We start from the raw sequence: 16,736 nt of genomic DNA, 5'->3' as shown, positions 1-16,736 counted from the left end.
GTTAAAAAATGTTAATACCAAGCGCGTTTTATACTAAGTGGGAAAGAGGGGCGTTTTGGTAATAAAAGAAAGTAAAAATTTCATAATTTCATATTTAGGTTAATAATTGGTTTGGTAAAAACCTGAAGTTCCCAGCTTCAGGTTTTTTTTATTAAAGTGAGTCTGCATCAAGTTCTATCGGGCGATCTTGAAAGTAGAACTTCCTATCTTCTTCGGTGATAGCTCTAAGCACTTTACAGGGATTTCCTACGGCGATAACATTATCAGGGATATCTTTGGTTACGACACTTCCCGAGCCGATAACCGTATTGTTGCCGATGGTTACATTGGGATTAATGACCACATTGCCACCGATCCAGACATTGTCACCTATGGTTACCGGTAGGGCGTACTCTAGTCCAGTATTACGTAACTCGTGATGTATAGGGTGGCCAGCGGTATAAATGGAGACGGAGGGCCCCAACATAACGTTATTGCCTATTTTTACGGGAGCACAATCCAGAATCGTTAGGTGGTAATTCGAAAAGAAGGACTCACCAATTTCAATATTAAAACCGTAGTCGCAATAAAAAGGCTGCTCGATACAGAATAGACCTTCCGTCTTACCGAATAACCGCCTAATAAGTGCCTTACGCTCTCTATAGTTTTTAGGGTCTATATGATTATACCTGAAGCATAAACGTTGTGCTTCAAGCCGAAGATTGGTTAATTGCTTGCTACTGGCATAATAGGGTTCGCCTGAAATCATTTTCTCTTGTTCTGATAGCGTACTTTGCATAGATATTGGATTGAAAGGGTGAATATACTAAAAGTCACTTTTATATAATTAATCTAGCCCTAAAAGGGCTGTTAATTTATTATTAATTATCTTTGCCTGGAATGATGGATAATTCAAAATCAAAGATTGCAATAATTGGGAGTGGGAGCTGGGCGACAGCGATGATTAAGATGTTGACCGATAGCGCGCTTTCCAAAGAAGTATTTTGGTGGGTTCGTAAACCGGAGGATGTAACGTTTATTAGAGAATATAAGCACAATCCGAGCTACTTAAGCGCTGTAGAGGTAAAGGTACAGCCCGAAAATATCAGTTCTGATGTCAAATCTGTGGTATCACCCTGTGATATTATCGTATTAAACACTCCAGCTGCTTATTTGAAGTCTGCATTGGAGGGACTTACTGCCGCGGACTTTAAGGACAAGACTATTGTCTCCGCTATCAAGGGAATTATTCCTGATGAGAATCAGATTGTAGGAGAGTACCTACGCACACATTACGGTATTCCGCTGGAGCGCATTGTCGTAATCGGTGGTCCTTGTCATGCTGAAGAAGTGGCGCAGGAGAAATTGTCTTATTTGACCTTTGCCAGCAGTACAGCGGAGGAAGCGAAAGCGGTAGCTACCTTATATGCATCGCGTTATATCAATACGATTATCTCCGATGATATTATCGGAATCGAGTATGGCGCTGTTCTAAAGAATATTTATGCTTTGGCCGGGGGAATATGTCACGGTCTGGGCTATGGAGATAATTTTCAGGCAGTTTTGATTTCAAATGCGATCCGCGAGATGGATTATTTTGTGGAAGCGCTAGCGCCTCAGCACAGGGATATCAAAACTTCTGCCTACCTGGGTGACTTGTTGGTGACGGCCTATTCCCAATTCAGTCGTAACCGTACTTTTGGTAATATGATTGGTAAAGGATATACCGTGCAGTCCGCTCAGCTGGAGATGAATATGGTGGCTGAAGGGTATTACGCTTCCGCTTGTATCCAAAGCGTGATACAGCGGTTTGAGCTTCGTATGCCGATATGTAATATGGTATTTCAGGTATTGTACAATCACCAGTCAGCAAGTGCCGAGGTGACTAAGCTGGCAAAATACTTTACATAAGATGATATTGAAAGAAGAGATTGCTGAGACCTATCAGCGTATTCAGGACGAGATCTGTCAGGCACTCGAGTTACTTGATGGAGGTGCTAAGTTTGAAGAAGAACTCTGGGAGCGGGAAGGTGGTGGTGGTGGAAGAACCCGAATTATTCAGAATGGCAATATCTTGGAAAAAGGAGGGGTTAACTTTTCTGCCGTACACGGCAAGTTGCCTGAAACGATAAAGAAAGCCTTTGGTGTTGATTCCGAAGACTTTTTCGCTACCGGAGTGTCTATCGTGATACACCCCAATAATCCGCATGTGCCTATTATCCACATGAATATTCGCTATTTTGAGTTGAATGACGAGATTCGTTGGTTTGGCGGTGGCATCGACTTGACACCACACTATGTGCAGGAAGACGATGCTCGTTATTTCCATCAGACATTGAAGGAAGTGTGCGATCGACATAAGGATAGCTTCTACGAAGAGTTTAAAACCTGGGCGGACAATTACTTCTTTATCAAACATAGGAATGAAACACGGGGGATAGGCGGCGTATTTTACGATAAGCTGACTCCGGAGAAGACGGGATTGAGCTATGACGAAATATTTGCTTTTTCTTGTGATTTAGGTCGTGCATTCGCTCCGTTATATACCGAGCTAGTAAACCGACACCGTGATAAGAACTATACAACGGAAGAAAAGGACTGGCAATTGCTGCGTCGTGGTCGCTATGTGGAGTTTAATCTGGTGTACGATTCGGGTACCCGTTTTGGCTTAGAGACCAATGGACGTATCGAATCCATCCTTATGAGCTTGCCTGCTCAGGCCAATTGGTTTTATAATTTCACACCGATAGCAGATTCTGAGGAAGCTAAAACAATTGCTTCATTACGAAAAGGAATCAATTGGGTTTAAGATTCTGTTTTAACATCTTTTATGATAAATTTTGAAAGGTTTACTTTAAGCAATGGATTGAAAGTACTGGTACATGAAGACCATACTACGCCCATGGCTGTTGTTAATATTTTATACAATGTAGGTGCTCGTGACGAGTCTCCGGAGCAGACGGGGTTTGCCCACTTATTTGAGCATTTGATGTTCGGAGGATCCGTCAATATTCCAAATTATGACGGTCCGCTACAGCAAGTGGGAGGTGAGAACAATGCTTTTACGAGCAATGATATTACCAATTACTACATCACGTTGCCTGCCTCTAATCTGGAAACTGCATTCTGGTTAGAGAGCGACCGGATGTTGAGCTTAGCTTTTAGTGAGCAGAGCTTAGAGGTGCAACGTCAGGTCGTCTGCGAAGAGTTTAAACAGCGCTACCTGAATCAGCCCTATGGTGATGTATGGTTGCGTTTGCGACCTATGGCCTACAAGGTGCATCCTTACCGATGGGCGACTATAGGTAAGGAGCTGAAGCATATTGAAGATGCAACTATGGAAGATGTAAAAAGTTTCTTCTCCAAGTTCTATACGCCTCAGAATGCGATATTAGTAGTTGCAGGGGATGTTAAACTGGAAGACGTAAAGGAGCTGACGGAGAAATGGTTTGACGATATTCCTATGGGACAGTCTTATCATCGTAACCTGCCACAGGAACCGAAGCAAGAAGCCGCTAGACGAGAGGTGGTGGAAGCCGATGTACATGTAGATAGCATATATATAGCTTTTCACGGCTGCGATAGGCTGTCAAAGGACTATCAGACGATGGATTTATTGTCGGATATTCTATCAAGAGGTGCTTCTTCACGATTGTATCGCTCTTTAGTCAAAGAAAGACAGGCCTTTTCCGAAATCAACGCTTATGTAACAGGTAGTATGGATAGCAATCTATTTGTTGTCGAGGGGAAACCACTGGCAGGTATCAGTCTAGAAGAAGCGGAATCGATGATTTGGGAAGAGTTAAACAAAGTAAAGACCAGTCCGGTAGTTGACGCTGAACTACAAAAGGTCAAGAACAAAATAGAATCAACGCTGTTATTTTCAGAGCTATCCATTCTGGATAAAGCGATGAACCTAGCTTATTATGAAGCGCTGGGCGATGCCCAGGAATATAACGACGAAAACGAAAAGTATTTAAAGGTGTCTGCTGAAGACGTACAGCGTGTAGCTACAGAAATATTTAGAATGGAGAACTCATCGACATTGTGGTACCAATCAAAAGGAGGTATAAATGCCTAATAGACTGGAAGCGCCACCTTATCAAGCCATAGGCGACCTGGAGTTGGTACAGCCCGACGCTGTAAACCACAGTAATGGACTGCGTACCTTCTTGTTTCACAGCGAGGAGTTGGAGCTGATGAAGTTTGAGTTTATATTCGAGAACCACTACGAGAAGTCAGAATTGCCGATTTTGAACGTTGCGTTATCCTCGATGTTAAAAGAGGGGACAACCACGAGAAATAGCGCGGAGATAGCTGAAGAAATCGATTTCTATGGGGCTTATCTTATGCCCGAGTATAGCTTTGACTATACCGCCCTGTCCTTGTACACCACGAGGAAGCATGTGGATAAAGTACTGCCTATTATAGCTGATGTTTTGATGAATTCTACTTTCCCTGAAGAGGAATTAGAAACCTATATCCGGAATAATAAGCAGAGCCTACAGATAGCATTGCAAAAGAATGACGTAGTTGCCCGTCGCTTGTTTTATAAAAATCTGTTTGGCACCAACCAATACGGTGCCGTAGCGGATCTCGAAGACTACGATACCCTCAGCAGAGCGAAACTCTATTCGCTATTTGAGCAACAGATTCGCTCCAATAACTGTACGTTAATGATTGCGGGCAGGGTAGACCAAGAGCTTCAGGATTTAGTGGATAGTTTGTTTGGCCAAGAGTGGGCAGAAAGCAAAACAGCAGTTGGTAATGCAATCGACCTTCCGTTACGTAGCGATGGACAGCTGGTAGTAGAGCCTAAAGAGGAAGCTTTGCAGTCTGCTATTCGCATGGGTGGGATTACTGAAGGTCGTGCACATCCGGATTTTCCGGCTCTACAGTTTGTAAATACATTGCTGGGAGGCTTTTTTGGATCGCGGCTGATGCGCAATATCCGCGAAGACAAAGGCTACACCTATGGTATCGGTTCGGCTGTTGTTAGTTTGAAGCATACCGCTTTTATGACGTTAGGATCCGAGGCAGGAGCAGACGTCACTAATGCAACCTTAGTAGAAATAGAGAAAGAATTTAAGCGCTTGCGTGAAGAACTAACGACTATAGAAGAAGTGGATTTAGTGCGTAACTATATGCAGGGGAATCTCCTAGGTAGTCTGGAGAGTATCTTTTCGCATGTAGATAAGTTTAAGGCGGTTTATTTTAGCGGTCTTGATCTATCTTACTATCACTATTATCATGAAGTGCTCCGTACGATGACTCCAGAGCGAGTTCAGGAGATTGCGGTACGATATTTCGACTTTGATAAGTTGACTAAAGTAATTGTAGGGAAGTATTAAATACTTCCCTTTTTTATTTCTTCGAACAAAAATGCTTTCTAACTATTCTCTTTCTTTGCTTCTTTAGCAACTTGCTTTTTCTTCTCTTTCGCGTTAAACTCTGCAACCTCTATAATTCTAGGGATACTACTTTTGGGCGCCATGTTTTTAACACGTTTTAATTTCTTTCTATAGCGTAGCGCACGTATGGTTCTGTTGTTTTTGTACAAGTTCCAATTCATTAGTAGAACAGAGAATAAGACGATAATAAGACCTATTATCTGTAATGGCGTCACTTGGTGGTCGGTAAAGAAATGAACCAGCAGGAGTGCTACAATCGGGTTGACATAGGCATAGGTACTAACTTCGGTCGCGGGCCTCACCTGTAGAAGCCATATGTACGAACTAAAGGCCAGTATAGACCCAAAGGTAACTAGATAGATTATGGCTCCCCAATCTGCTGGATAAACTGCTTTGTAGTCAAAAGCCTTATACTCTCCGTTTAATAGGGCGACTGTTGTAAATGCAACCCCCGCAGTAACCATTTGCCACGCTGTCTTTACAATAACGTTTAAAGGTTGTTCTTTTCTCTTTTCTGTTTTTTCCTTTTGGCTGTACTTAGAGGTTAAGGAGCCTATGGTCCAGCCAATTGTTCCCATGATGAGAACTCCCATTGCAATAAGATTCTGCGACTTTTCTCCATCATCTGTCTGTCCAAAAATTTGTTCAGCAAATAACATGATAACTCCAGTAAAGCCCAAAACCAAACCGAGTATAATGGGTAGGCTAGAAAAGTTTTCTTTCCACTTGGGTTTGTCGAAGATAATGAACCAGATCGCAGTAGCGGCCGAAAGAATAGATACAATCCCGCTGGATATATATTGCTCGGACCATATAATAGCCGCCATATCCACAAATAGAAGTAGAAAACCAACAAATACAGCTTGCTTAACATCTGCTCTGTTGAAAATTTTATAGCCTTTTAGCCCGCAATATCCCATTAGAAGTGTTCCTGCTATGATAAAGCGAATGGAGCCTAATACGAAAGGGGAAAAAGAACGGAGTGCTTTTTCTATAAAAAAAAATGTAGATCCCCATACGATATAGACCACAAGATAAGCGAAGACTATGCGCGCTACTGAAGGATTCTTTTCGTTCATTATTTAGTCTTTTGAGGGAATTACCAATTTTTGCTCTTCCTTAACCGTTTGTAGAACAATCGTAGTGCGGGTAGATAAGATGCCTTCTATTTTTCCTAATGTATTACGCATCAGGTCAACCAGACCCGCTGCGTCATTAGTACGGACTTTAATAAGATATCCATCATCACCCGCAATATCGTGCACTTCTTGAACTTCCGGTATTTCAGCCAAGAGGTAGGCGACTCCTTGCTCTCCTATGATATCTGATGTCTTAATGAATATGAACGACAATAAGTTTTGGTCTAGCGCAGAAGGATTAATCTTAGCATTGTATTGTACTATAACCTCTTTTTGTTCTAACTTCTTGACTCGCTCCAATATGGCCGACGGTGCCATGCCAAGTTCACGCGCTATATCTGCGTTGTTTGTCCGAGCATTATTTTGCATGATGCGGAGGATTTGATAGTCAATATGGTCTAATGATACTTCTATTTTTGACATAATTCTGCAAATTTAATTTTTTTTAGAATATAATTCATATTTTTTTATCTTAAAATGAATTATATTCTATATCAGAAAGGTGGGTTTTGACTTTTGAAGAATTCAACTTGCGTTATTTTGCGCATTTCATCTGTTTTATTGCATGAAATAACATTCGTTCTTTCTAATATACATAAAAATAATGTAAGATTGATTAGATTTGTTTATCTAAAAGATTTAAAAAAGAATTTCATGTTGTCAACGCTAGATAAACTACGCTATCAGTTGGACGGAGAGTTATATTATAATCCATCTGACTCTAAACACCAAGCTATTCGATTAGCTTATGCTACGGATGCATCGGTGTATCAAGAAACACCTCTTGCCGTTGTAATCCCTTATACTAAGAGTGATATCTTGAGGTTAGTACAGTTTGCTGATGAAAATCAAGTCACCTTAATTCCACGTACCGCAGGAACATCATTAGCCGGACAGGTGGTTGGAAGTGGTATAGTGGTAGATATTTCCAAGTACTTCAATAAAATTTTGGAATTGAATGTTGATGAGCGATGGGTCAGGGTAGAACCAGGGGTGATTCGTGATGACTTAAATGCCTATCTAAAACCATATGGTTTGATGTTTGGCCCTGAAACATCTACGGCGAGCAGAGCGATGGTAGGAGGAATGATTGGTAATAACTCATCCGGACTGCATTCTATCGTATGGGGAGATACCCGGGAAAACCTAATCAGTGCTCATGTCGTACTAAATGATGGAAGCGAAGTTGTTTTTGAAAAACTAGAGCCTAAGGCTTATTTCGGAAAACTATCGATGAAAGGTAGAGAAGGTGATGTCTACCGTGCACTGAATGATCTGTTGACAAAGACCGAGAATGTTGAAGCCATAGAGCGGGGGTTTCCAAAGAAAACAATAACCAGACGTAACACCGGATATGCATTGGATTATCTTGTGGATAGGGATAAGCCTTTCAATCTGTGTGATTTATTGGCCGGCTCTGAAGGTACACTTGGCATCGTGACAGAAGCCGTATTGAATTTACGTCCATTACCGCCGAAGGAAGTCGGGTTATTATGTGTGCATTTTGACGATATGATTGAGTGTATGCGAGCCAATGTGATCGCCCTTAAACATAATCCAGAAGCTTCCGAATTAGTCGATAAGTATATTTTAGATTTTACTGTAGGTCATCCCACTTATCAGTATAATCGTTTCTTTATAGAAGGTGACCCGCAGGCACTTTTGATCATAGAATTTCGGGCGGACACCAAAGACGAGATTGAAGATAAAGCATATCGCTTAAAGGAGGAGTTAATTGGTGCTGGATATGGTTATGCTTATCCATTGATTACGGACGCGAAAGAGACTAATCTGGTATGGGATGTGCGTAAGGCGGGATTGGGATTGATTCGTAACCTTCCAGGGGATAGCCAACCGGTCAATCTAATAGAGGATTGTGCCGTTTCACCGGAGGATTTACCTGCGTATGTTGCAGATGTGCAGAAATTGTTACTGGACCAAGGTATTCACGCCTCATACTATGCGCATGCGGGAGCAGGAGAGTTACATATTGAGCCTTTTATCAATCTAAAATCTGCGGAAGGAAAGCAACAATTCCGTACAATCTTGGACAAGACCGCTGATTTGGTGTTGAAATATAATGGTTCACTCAGTGGTGAGCATGGCGATGGCCGACTACGGGGAGAATTCATTGCTAAGGTATTGGGCGAGGATGTGTATCAGCTGTTGCGGCAGGTTAAGGGCATTTTTGATCCCAAAGGTATATTCAATGTAAATAAAATAGTTGATGCGCCACCAATGGATAGCTCATTGCGGTATGATAAACCAGTTGACGGACAGGCGATCAAGACCTATTTTGATTTTACCAAGGAAGAAAGTATCTTGCGATTAGCAGAGAAATGTTCAGGCTCGGGCGACTGTCGGAAGACAGAGATTACCGGAGGAACGATGTGTCCTTCATTTATGGCGACACGTAATGAAAAAGACACGACGAGGGCACGGGCTAATATGTTGCGTCAGTTTTTGACAAACTCGACAAAAAAGAACCGTTTCGATCACGAGGAAATTAAAGAGGTCATGGATCTGTGTCTCAGTTGTAAAGGATGTAAGACAGAATGTCCATCCAGTGTCGATGTGGCCAAGATGAAAGCAGAGTTCTTACAGCAATATTATGATGTACATGGTGCGCCTTTTCGTTCTAAGCTGATTGCAAATTTTACCAAGAGCCAACAGTTGGGTGCTATAGTCGCACCAGTTTATAATTTTTTTGCACAAAATGATGTATTGTCTAAGGTTATAAAAAAGTTGGTCGGTTTTGCTCCAGAGCGTTCGTTGCCAAGTGTTTCGGGTACTACACTTAAACAATGGATAAAAAAGCAGGATTCTCCTATCAGACAAAGACGCGTTTACTTATTTTGTGACGAATTTACCGACTATAACGATACTGAAATAGGTATTATTGCTTATAAGCTATTGACAGCATTAGGATATCAGGTTTTGGTGCCGCCACATAAAGAAAGTGGACGGACTTATCTGTCAAAAGGTTTTGTAAAGGAAGCGAAAGCATTGGCGAATAAAAATATCTCACTGCTTAGTCAATTGATCAATGATAGCACACCTTTGTTGGGTATTGAGCCTTCAGCCATCTTGACGTTTAGGGACGAGTATCTTTCCCTAGTAGATCAAGATCAGCAAGAGGCAGCATCCAGAATCGCAAGAAATGCCTTGACTATTGACGAGTTTTTACTCCGTGAAGTGGAAAAGGGAAATATTCATCCTGAGCAATTTACTTCAGAGAAGCAATCTGTTAAACTGCATGGGCACTGTTATCAAAAAGCTTTCCATTTGGTAGGTATTACGGAAAAACTTTTATCCTTACCTATCAATTACACCGTTGAGGTAATTCCGTCAGGATGCTGTGGGATGGCGGGTTCGTTTGGTTACGAGAAAGAGCATTATGAAATATCGATGAAAGTTGCTGAATTGGTATTACTCCCCGCTGTAAGAAATACAGGAACAGAGACCTTGATTGCAGCGTCAGGCACCTCATGTCGTCACCAGATTAAGGATGGTGTCGGCAGAAAGTCTTATCATCCGGTTGAAATCTTATATAAAGCGCTGATTAAATAAAAACAATGTCGTATCTTAATTGTTTTACAATAAAATAGAAATTTTATGAAATCAATCAATTCGTTTTTAGGATTAGGAGTTGCCGCTGCTCTACTAATGTCTTCTTGTAATAATACGGGGCAAGAGAATAAAGTCAACAGTGCTGATTCTACAAAGAACATGCCGACTGTGGAGCAGTTGACCAACAATACCGAAGCTGCTAAGCAACAATTGTTTTTACGTTTTACTGAAGAGAGCATTACGGATTCTTCCATGATCTACATTGCCAAATCATTGTTTGATAAGGATACCGTCGGTTTAAAGATAGAGGTATTGAAGGACATTAAGCCTGGACTTACAAGTGATGGAAAGGTGGATGAAAAAGCTGGTTTTGTAAAGGGATCGATAAAGTTCTCTTCATTAGGAGCTTCATCTGATACTTTTGTTCAAGCATTAGGAAGCATGTTCAAATTACCTACTGCTGATAAAATGACTGATGATGTTATCTTGCCAACCGTGTTTTCTTCGAATAAGACAGTCGTTGATTTAACTAAACCCTCCACGTATAGTTTTAAGCTGTTTTTTGAAAATAGTGCTGGAGAGCCTGCTGAGATTTTTGGAGTAGTGGACACCTATCGTAAGGCGTTCGAATTTTCGGAGAAAGATTCCACTTTCCGTAAGCAATTTATAGCCGCATTTGAGGGGAAATAGAGCATAAGTTATATGATAGATAAAGGGGGTGCCTGCTAATTCTGAAACATCCTCTTTATTTTTATATTGTTTCGTTGTCTACAGGTAGATCTATCTTTTTTCGGAGTCGTTGTTTTGCTTTTTTTACACCGTCAAGAGATATTCCTAATAGGTGGGCAATACTTTGATTACTTAGATTAAGCTTGCTAAAAGTGAATAATCTGAGGTTATTTTCGGACATATTCGGATATCTTAAGATCAACTCGTCAAAGAATCCCGGATGTGTCGTTTCAAATAGTGATTTGAATTTATACCAACGCTCGTCGGTCATGATGTGTGATTCCAGCATTTGGTTAAGGCTGTTCTGTATATCTATAATATTATCTTTCAGTTGGTTTACCTGGGCTCGGGATAGTTTTTTTTCTAATTCTTGTATGATCTTCTCGTTTTCTTTAATCCGTAGGAGGAAATCCTTCATTTCCGTTTTGGACTTTACAAGTTCCTTGTCTAAAAGCTCTTTTTCCAGAAGTAAGGCCAGCTGGTCTTTTTCTAGTTTTATGGACTTTATCTTTATGCGTTGTCGCGAGCGATGTATGAGCAATGTGATGGACAAGAGCGTTAGAATCAAGACGAGGCTTATACTCAGATCACGAAAGCGGAGTTGTTTTCTTTTGTTTTCGTTCTCCGTTATAGCTAGATTAAAACGTTCCGTTTCCCAGTTCCATGTCGCTTGCTGAAGGCGTTCCATATCTTTTTGTTGCTGAGTTGAATCATTGTACGTTATAAATTGATTCAAATAGTGAATTGCTGCTTTTTGGTTTCCTTCTGCCTGTGCAATTTTGGCCTTCAATTCGTAAGCTGCTGTTTTATACATCAAAAAGAAGGGCTTGGACTCAAAGTAAACCTCTGCCTGGTCCAAGTATTCTCTAGCTTGGCTCCATCTTTTTTGAGCGACTGCAATCTCTGCCAATCGCAATAATGTACGCATCGCATCTTTAAATTCATCGTATTTTAGAGATGTCTTTACATTCATTTCGGCTAGCACAATGGCTTGGCTTGTATCTCCTTTTGCGAGTAAAATGCTGCTAATATTGCCTTGCAGTATTCCTATCCACACGGTATCCTTGGTCCTCTCCGCAACTTTCAGTCCTTCTTTGTAATAGCGTTCCGCACTATCATAAACACTATCCCTATAGTAATAGACTCCTATAGAATTAAGGATATCGATGGTCTGTCTTGTATCTTTGGGAGCATAGTTGGTTGCCTTCTTATAATATTCAAGTGCTTTTGCAGAGTTACCAATGTAACCATAAAAATTGGCCGAATATTGTAAATGGGCTGCACTGAGGGGAACTTTGTCTAAATTTAAGTCTTTGATTAGATTGGAGGCTGATAGAAAATAGGGTAGAGCAGTAGATATCTCCCGATAGGTAAAATAATAATACCCTCGCCGTATCAGCGATAATAAACGGTACTCTAGCACACCGCTTTGGTCCGCAATCTCCATAGCACGGTTGAAATAAGCATCTGTGACTGGATTAACTTGATCAAATAGGATAGAGGTAGCATCAGCCAATAGTAGATAATAGGTGAGCTTAAGCCCAGCATTTTTATGGTTAAGCAGGGGATGTAAGTATTCTTTTAAGTAGTTGGAGTCGATAAGACCATCCTTTCGGGTATCCAATTTTAGACAATATTCTATTTGTCTCTTTTCTTCGTTTAGGGTTTTGAGCTGTATAGGTAAGTCAGGTGGACTAGCTTTCAGTTTTGAAAATAAGCTAATTATAAGGACCGATATAAAGTATTTGGTAATGTGCATAGATAGCCTGCAATTTAGCTTTTTTTTAGTCAAAACTCAAAAGGACTCCAAAGCCTTTTTAAGAATGAGAATGCTTTGTTCCAACTCCAGCGTGTCCATATGTCCAAATCCAATACGCATAGCGGAGATTTGTTTGTTCTGATAGAGGATATGCCGTGGTATCAATAGTCCTTGTTTTAGACATTTGTCTTTTATATTCATGAGCGATTGGGTACGGTAAAACTCTACCCATGTCGCAAGCCCTCCATGAGGTGTTTCAAATGATATATAGTTTTTTAAAAGTTCATTCAATAGCGCAGACATATTGTCTCTCCGTTCCCGATATACCTTGATCGACTTTTTTAAATGGCGATGGATTTCGCCTTCTTCAATCATTTCACCTAAAGTGTGTTCCATAATGATATCTCCCTGCCTATCAATAATGCCCAGATATTTGTTCATCTCATGGACTAGATTCTGTGGAGCGACGACAAAACCGAGACGAAAGGCAGGAGCTAGAGATTTTCCAAAGGTTCCTGTATATATCACCATGCCATTGGTGTCGGCACTGGCTAAAGGCAGTACAGCTGCTTTTTCGTAATGGAAGTCATAATCGTAATCGTCTTCCACAATCACGAAACCATGTTCATTTGCAAGCTGCAAAAGCTCCAGACGCCGTTCAGCACTTAAGCTGACTGTTGTGGGATAATGATGATGCGGGGTGATATACAACATCCGTATAGGGGTCTTCATTAATTTTTCACGTAACGCTTCTATGGAGATTCCATCTTTGTCCAAAGGAATGGTCTCTAGTACTGCTCCCGCTTGCAGAAGAGTCATGTTTACAGCAAAATTACTTAACTCGGCTACAATTACTTTATCCAGAGGTTTAAGGACTACTTTGGCGATTAAGTAGAGACTCATTTCCGAACTTCTTGTTATCAGAAGATTATATTTTGAAATATGGAGCCCCCTAGATAAATTGAGGTAATTGCTCAATTGTTCTTTGAAGTACAAACTGCCATTTTCATGATATTGAGACATTCTTTTTAAGTTTCCCTTGCGATTCATCGACGAACTATACTGCAAAGAAAGACTTCTTATCTGCGTAAGGCGGATATCGGTTGTACCGTCGGAGAAGGAATAATCGGCTATATTCACTTCGAAAGGATTATCTAATATGTTAGAGTTATTGATAGGGTATCCCGTTTTATCCGGATATTGGCTACTGGAAAGCGGAGGTGTGGTATACGGAATGGCCTGTTTCGTTTTGCTTTGCTGAAGTACGAAAGTCCCCTTATTAGGAATAATATCAATCCATCCCTGAGCTTCCAGTTCATTATATGCAGCGACCACAGTTTTTCGGTGTAGGTTGAGCTGATTGCTAACCAGACGAGTGCCGGGCAGTTTGGCTCCCGTAGCGAGAAATCCTCTTTGGATTCCGTTTATGATCTGTTGCGCTAATTGTATAAATAGTGGAGTTGACACACTTCGGTCTAATTTGATAAAACTGGACAAGGATAACAAAACCGGACTACTCATATTGTTAAAAGCGGACTATTTAAATGTTCCGGAAAGATATGACTTTTGCGCTCAATAAAACAAATACATTTTGATACTCTAATGAAAAGACTATTTTTAATTCTGCCATTAGTGGCACTTTCAGTATCTATCAAAGCGCAGATAGGAGCTTCAGATACTACATCTCTCCATGAAGTTGTTATATCTGAGAATCGATTGCAGATTCCTTTTAACAAGAGAAACCGCAACATCCAAATTATTCAAAAAGAAGACATCGCAAAGATGCCGGTAAGATCCATTAATGAGGTACTGAGTTATATTCCAGGTGTAGATGTAAGGCAACGCGGACCTTTTGGAACGCAAGCAGATGTCAATATAGACGGTGGGTCGTTCGAACAAACTCTTATATTAGTTAATGGTGTAAAAGTGTCCGATGTCCAGACAGGGCATCATTCTATGAATATTCCGATCAGCCTAGACGCTGTCGAGCGTATTGAGGTATTGAAGGGACCTGCTGCCCGTGTTTACGGCATCAATGCCTTAACAGGAGCGATCAATATTATAACTAAGCCACAGATAGGAACTGACGTCTCTGTACGTGTTCAGGGCAGCTCCTCTTTCTCTGGGAAAGAGGAGGGAGACGGAACAGGTATATATGGTGGAGGCGATGTACAAGCTGTGGCGAACATGGGTAATGCGCAGATGCAAAATCTGATATCTGTGGGTGGAGCGAAATCCAATGGACAGCGATATAATACGGCGACAGAAAATCTTAAAGCTTTCTTCCAAGGCAAATATGCATTAGGGGCAAGGGACGAGGTAAGCCTTATGGCAGGGTATATCCATAGCGCTTTTGGGACTAACGGCTACTATGCAGCACCGCACGATAAAGAATCATATGAAATTGTCAAAACACGTATGTTTTCCTTAGGAAGTACGCATCAGTTGAGTGACAATTTCTTTTTAAAACCAAGACTGAGTTACAGAGGAAATAAAGATGATTATCGTTTTTTTAGAGACGATCTATCAAAGTCGAGGTTTCAACACGAAACAAATGTGTACAGTGCCGAATTGAACAGCATTCTACACACTACTATTGGTGATTTTGGCTTTGGCTTGGAAAGTCGCTTTGAGGAGATTGAAAGTACGAGTCTCGGTGATCGAAATCGTTATAATCATGGTGTGTACGCGGAGTATAAAACAGAAGCTATCGATCGTGTACTGTTGAATATCGGAAGTTATCTTAATTATAATACGCAGTATGGTTGGCAGGTGTTTCCAGGGATAGATATAGGCTATAGTATCACCAATAACTGGAAAGCCTCATTCAGTGTGGGCTCTAGTCAACGGATTCCTACATATACAGACCTTTATCTTGTACAAACCGGCAATATCGGGAATGCAGAACTAAAGTCTGAAAATGCTTGGCAGTATGAGTTGGGGCTTCGTTACGAAAAGTCGGCTATATACCTACAGGGGGGCGCTTTTTATCGGAATATTTCTAATTTTATAGACCGTATCCGTGATAATGTGAAGGATCCCTATAAGCCTTTTAATTTTGGAGACAATAAGATGTTTGGTGTGAATTTTGGTTTTGGGCAAGTTATCTCTATATCTGATAAACAAAAGTTGAAGTACGATCTGAGCTATAGTTATCTGCAACCTAAAGAAATGACTTATGCAGAAAATGTAACATCGATGTTTATTGTTGAGAGTTTAAAACATCAGACTTTGTTGCGTGTTCTGTATCAGATTGATAGGTTGGACTTTAGTTTAGGTAATAGGTGGATAAAAAGAGAACGTAATAATCCCTATTTTATTTCCGATCTGAGGGTAGGATACGGTATGAACCAATGGAGCTTGTATGTAGAAGGAACAAATTTATTAAATCAGCAGTATAAAGAAACAGCTGCAGTAGCTATGCCAGGGCGATGGTATACTGCCGGTCTGCGTTATCAATGGAAATATAAGTAATTTAATACCCGACGTATTATTGATTCCTCCCGGTGCTCAAGTAAGAACAGGGAGGAATTATATTTTAGGTCACACCCGAAGTATACCTCTAAATGCTCTGGCTGCGTAGTAGGACTCTGCGCCATTGTGGTATATGAATGTACGTTTGTAACGCTTGTCTCCAAAGATTGCTCCCCCTAGACTACGCACCTCGTCCGGAGTATGCAACCAGCTGGAGGTTTTGAGGTCAAAGTCACCTAGTAGTTGCAACTGCTGATATTCACTCTCAGTTAATAATTCTATTCCCATTTCTGTCGCCATAGCGACGGCGCTATGTTTGGGTTTGTGCTCTTTTCTGGAGTCTAGAGCTTGTTGGTCATAGCAAATAGAGCGTCGACCTTTTGGGCTTTCTGGAGCACAGTCGCAGAAGAGGTATTCCGATTTCTTCTCGTCGTAGCCAATCACATCAGGCTGTCCTTCTGTTAGTTCCATATGGTATAAAGACACTATTTTATCAGGAGCAGAACTAACTCTCTTCCAGACCTCTTCCCAGTTCAATGTCGGGTGGCGACTCTTGTTCTTTTCGAAACGCTCTTTTAAAGTCACGCCTAGTGCAGTGATTTGTTCATTTGATAGTGGGCTATTTTTCATTTTAGTGATTTATAGTTGGATTCTATTACAAACCTACATAAATTC

Annotated in this window: 13 protein-coding genes; 7 read left to right on the top strand and 6 right to left on the bottom strand. The window is 40.9% G+C overall.

The window, feature by feature from the left end; genetic code table 11:
* Positions 1 to 151: 151 nt before the first annotated feature.
* Positions 152 to 778, bottom strand: coding sequence for a sugar O-acetyltransferase (locus tag JKG61_RS11180; RefSeq protein ID WP_202103062.1), 627 nt, complete (start codon positions 776 to 778; stop codon positions 152 to 154).
* Between the two features lie 101 nt (positions 779 to 879).
* Here JKG61_RS11180 and JKG61_RS11175 point away from each other — a divergent pair, with 101 nt between their 5' ends.
* The 4 genes from JKG61_RS11175 to JKG61_RS11160 are packed head-to-tail and all read left to right on the top strand — an operon-like array spanning position 880 to position 5,330.
* Positions 880 to 1,890 (top strand): NAD(P)H-dependent glycerol-3-phosphate dehydrogenase, encoded by a 1,011-nt coding sequence (locus tag JKG61_RS11175; RefSeq protein WP_394371085.1) that lies wholly within the window; start codon positions 880 to 882, stop codon positions 1,888 to 1,890.
* Position 1,891: 1 nt separating this feature from the next.
* Positions 1,892 to 2,788 (top strand): oxygen-dependent coproporphyrinogen oxidase, encoded by an 897-nt coding sequence (gene hemF, locus JKG61_RS11170; protein ID WP_202103061.1) that lies wholly within the window; start codon positions 1,892 to 1,894, stop codon positions 2,786 to 2,788.
* A gap of 21 nt (positions 2,789 to 2,809) precedes the next feature.
* Positions 2,810 to 4,060 carry a M16 family metallopeptidase gene (locus JKG61_RS11165; protein WP_202103060.1) on the top strand — a complete coding sequence of 417 codons (1,251 nt, stop codon included), beginning with the start codon at positions 2,810 to 2,812 and terminating at the stop codon, positions 4,058 to 4,060.
* Entirely contained in the window at positions 4,053 to 5,330 is a 1,278-nt protein-coding gene (locus JKG61_RS11160; protein WP_202103059.1) for a M16 family metallopeptidase, read from the top strand. The genes JKG61_RS11165 and JKG61_RS11160 overlap by 8 nt, the downstream gene beginning before the upstream one ends.
* A gap of 38 nt (positions 5,331 to 5,368) precedes the next feature.
* On the opposite strand, the gene JKG61_RS11155 is transcribed toward JKG61_RS11160, so the two are convergent.
* The gene (locus tag JKG61_RS11155) at positions 5,369 to 6,469 is read right to left on the bottom strand and encodes an EamA family transporter (protein ID WP_202103058.1); all 1,101 of its coding nucleotides are present in this window, start codon (positions 6,467 to 6,469) and stop codon (positions 5,369 to 5,371) included.
* Between the two features lie 3 nt (positions 6,470 to 6,472).
* Positions 6,473 to 6,952 (bottom strand): Lrp/AsnC family transcriptional regulator, encoded by a 480-nt coding sequence (locus tag JKG61_RS11150; protein ID WP_202103057.1) that lies wholly within the window; start codon positions 6,950 to 6,952, stop codon positions 6,473 to 6,475.
* 231 nt (positions 6,953 to 7,183) lie between these two features.
* Between JKG61_RS11150 and JKG61_RS11145 the strand changes: the two genes are divergently transcribed.
* Together JKG61_RS11145 and JKG61_RS11140 are read left to right on the top strand one after the other, a co-directional pair.
* A complete protein-coding gene (locus JKG61_RS11145; protein WP_202103056.1) occupies positions 7,184 to 10,099 on the top strand; it encodes an FAD-binding and (Fe-S)-binding domain-containing protein in 2,916 nt (971 codons plus the stop codon).
* A 45-nt stretch (positions 10,100 to 10,144) separates the two neighbouring features.
* Positions 10,145 to 10,789, top strand: a complete 645-nt coding sequence (locus tag JKG61_RS11140; protein ID WP_202103055.1) for a hypothetical protein — start codon at positions 10,145 to 10,147, stop codon at positions 10,787 to 10,789.
* A gap of 61 nt (positions 10,790 to 10,850) precedes the next feature.
* Here the strand turns inward: JKG61_RS11140 and JKG61_RS11135 are convergent, their stop codons facing one another.
* Both JKG61_RS11135 and JKG61_RS11130 read right to left on the bottom strand, forming a co-directional pair.
* Entirely contained in the window at positions 10,851 to 12,587 is a 1,737-nt protein-coding gene (locus JKG61_RS11135; protein ID WP_202103054.1) for a tetratricopeptide repeat protein, read from the bottom strand.
* Positions 12,588 to 12,623: 36 nt separating this feature from the next.
* Complete coding sequence (locus JKG61_RS11130; RefSeq protein ID WP_202103053.1) at positions 12,624 to 14,108, bottom strand: aminotransferase-like domain-containing protein; 1,485 nt, start codon at positions 14,106 to 14,108, stop codon at positions 12,624 to 12,626.
* An 81-nt stretch (positions 14,109 to 14,189) separates the two neighbouring features.
* Here JKG61_RS11130 and JKG61_RS11125 point away from each other — a divergent pair, with 81 nt between their 5' ends.
* Complete coding sequence (locus tag JKG61_RS11125; RefSeq protein WP_202103052.1) at positions 14,190 to 16,061, top strand: TonB-dependent receptor plug domain-containing protein; 1,872 nt, start codon at positions 14,190 to 14,192, stop codon at positions 16,059 to 16,061.
* 69 nt (positions 16,062 to 16,130) lie between these two features.
* On the opposite strand, the gene JKG61_RS11120 is transcribed toward JKG61_RS11125, so the two are convergent.
* Positions 16,131 to 16,691 (bottom strand): DUF4256 domain-containing protein, encoded by a 561-nt coding sequence (locus JKG61_RS11120; protein WP_202103051.1) that lies wholly within the window; start codon positions 16,689 to 16,691, stop codon positions 16,131 to 16,133.
* Positions 16,692 to 16,736: the final 45 nt, after the last annotated feature.

Source organism: Sphingobacterium faecale (assembly GCF_016746095.1).
Lineage (GTDB): Bacteria > Bacteroidota > Bacteroidia > Sphingobacteriales > Sphingobacteriaceae > Sphingobacterium > Sphingobacterium faecale.
This window is presented reverse-complemented; position numbering and strand designations above follow the sequence as displayed.

What these genes read in the sequence shown, in the direction of transcription:
- JKG61_RS11180 (WP_202103062.1), bottom strand. Translation starts at nt 778, where the DNA reads ATGCAAAGTACGCTATCAGAACAAGAGAAAATGATTTCAGGCGAACCC.
- JKG61_RS11175 (WP_394371085.1), top strand. Translation starts at nt 880, where the DNA reads ATGATGGATAATTCAAAATCAAAGATTGCAATAATTGGGAGTGGGAGC.
- hemF (WP_202103061.1), top strand. Translation starts at nt 1,892, where the DNA reads ATGATATTGAAAGAAGAGATTGCTGAGACCTATCAGCGTATTCAGGAC.
- JKG61_RS11165 (WP_202103060.1), top strand. Translation starts at nt 2,810, where the DNA reads ATGATAAATTTTGAAAGGTTTACTTTAAGCAATGGATTGAAAGTACTG.
- JKG61_RS11160 (WP_202103059.1), top strand. Translation starts at nt 4,053, where the DNA reads ATGCCTAATAGACTGGAAGCGCCACCTTATCAAGCCATAGGCGACCTG.
- JKG61_RS11155 (WP_202103058.1), bottom strand. Translation starts at nt 6,469, where the DNA reads ATGAACGAAAAGAATCCTTCAGTAGCGCGCATAGTCTTCGCTTATCTT.
- JKG61_RS11150 (WP_202103057.1), bottom strand. Translation starts at nt 6,952, where the DNA reads ATGTCAAAAATAGAAGTATCATTAGACCATATTGACTATCAAATCCTC.
- JKG61_RS11145 (WP_202103056.1), top strand. Translation starts at nt 7,184, where the DNA reads ATGTTGTCAACGCTAGATAAACTACGCTATCAGTTGGACGGAGAGTTA.
- JKG61_RS11140 (WP_202103055.1), top strand. Translation starts at nt 10,145, where the DNA reads ATGAAATCAATCAATTCGTTTTTAGGATTAGGAGTTGCCGCTGCTCTA.
- JKG61_RS11135 (WP_202103054.1), bottom strand. Translation starts at nt 12,587, where the DNA reads ATGCACATTACCAAATACTTTATATCGGTCCTTATAATTAGCTTATTT.
- JKG61_RS11130 (WP_202103053.1), bottom strand. Translation starts at nt 14,108, where the DNA reads ATGAGTAGTCCGGTTTTGTTATCCTTGTCCAGTTTTATCAAATTAGAC.
- JKG61_RS11125 (WP_202103052.1), top strand. Translation starts at nt 14,190, where the DNA reads ATGAAAAGACTATTTTTAATTCTGCCATTAGTGGCACTTTCAGTATCT.
- JKG61_RS11120 (WP_202103051.1), bottom strand. Translation starts at nt 16,691, where the DNA reads ATGAAAAATAGCCCACTATCAAATGAACAAATCACTGCACTAGGCGTG.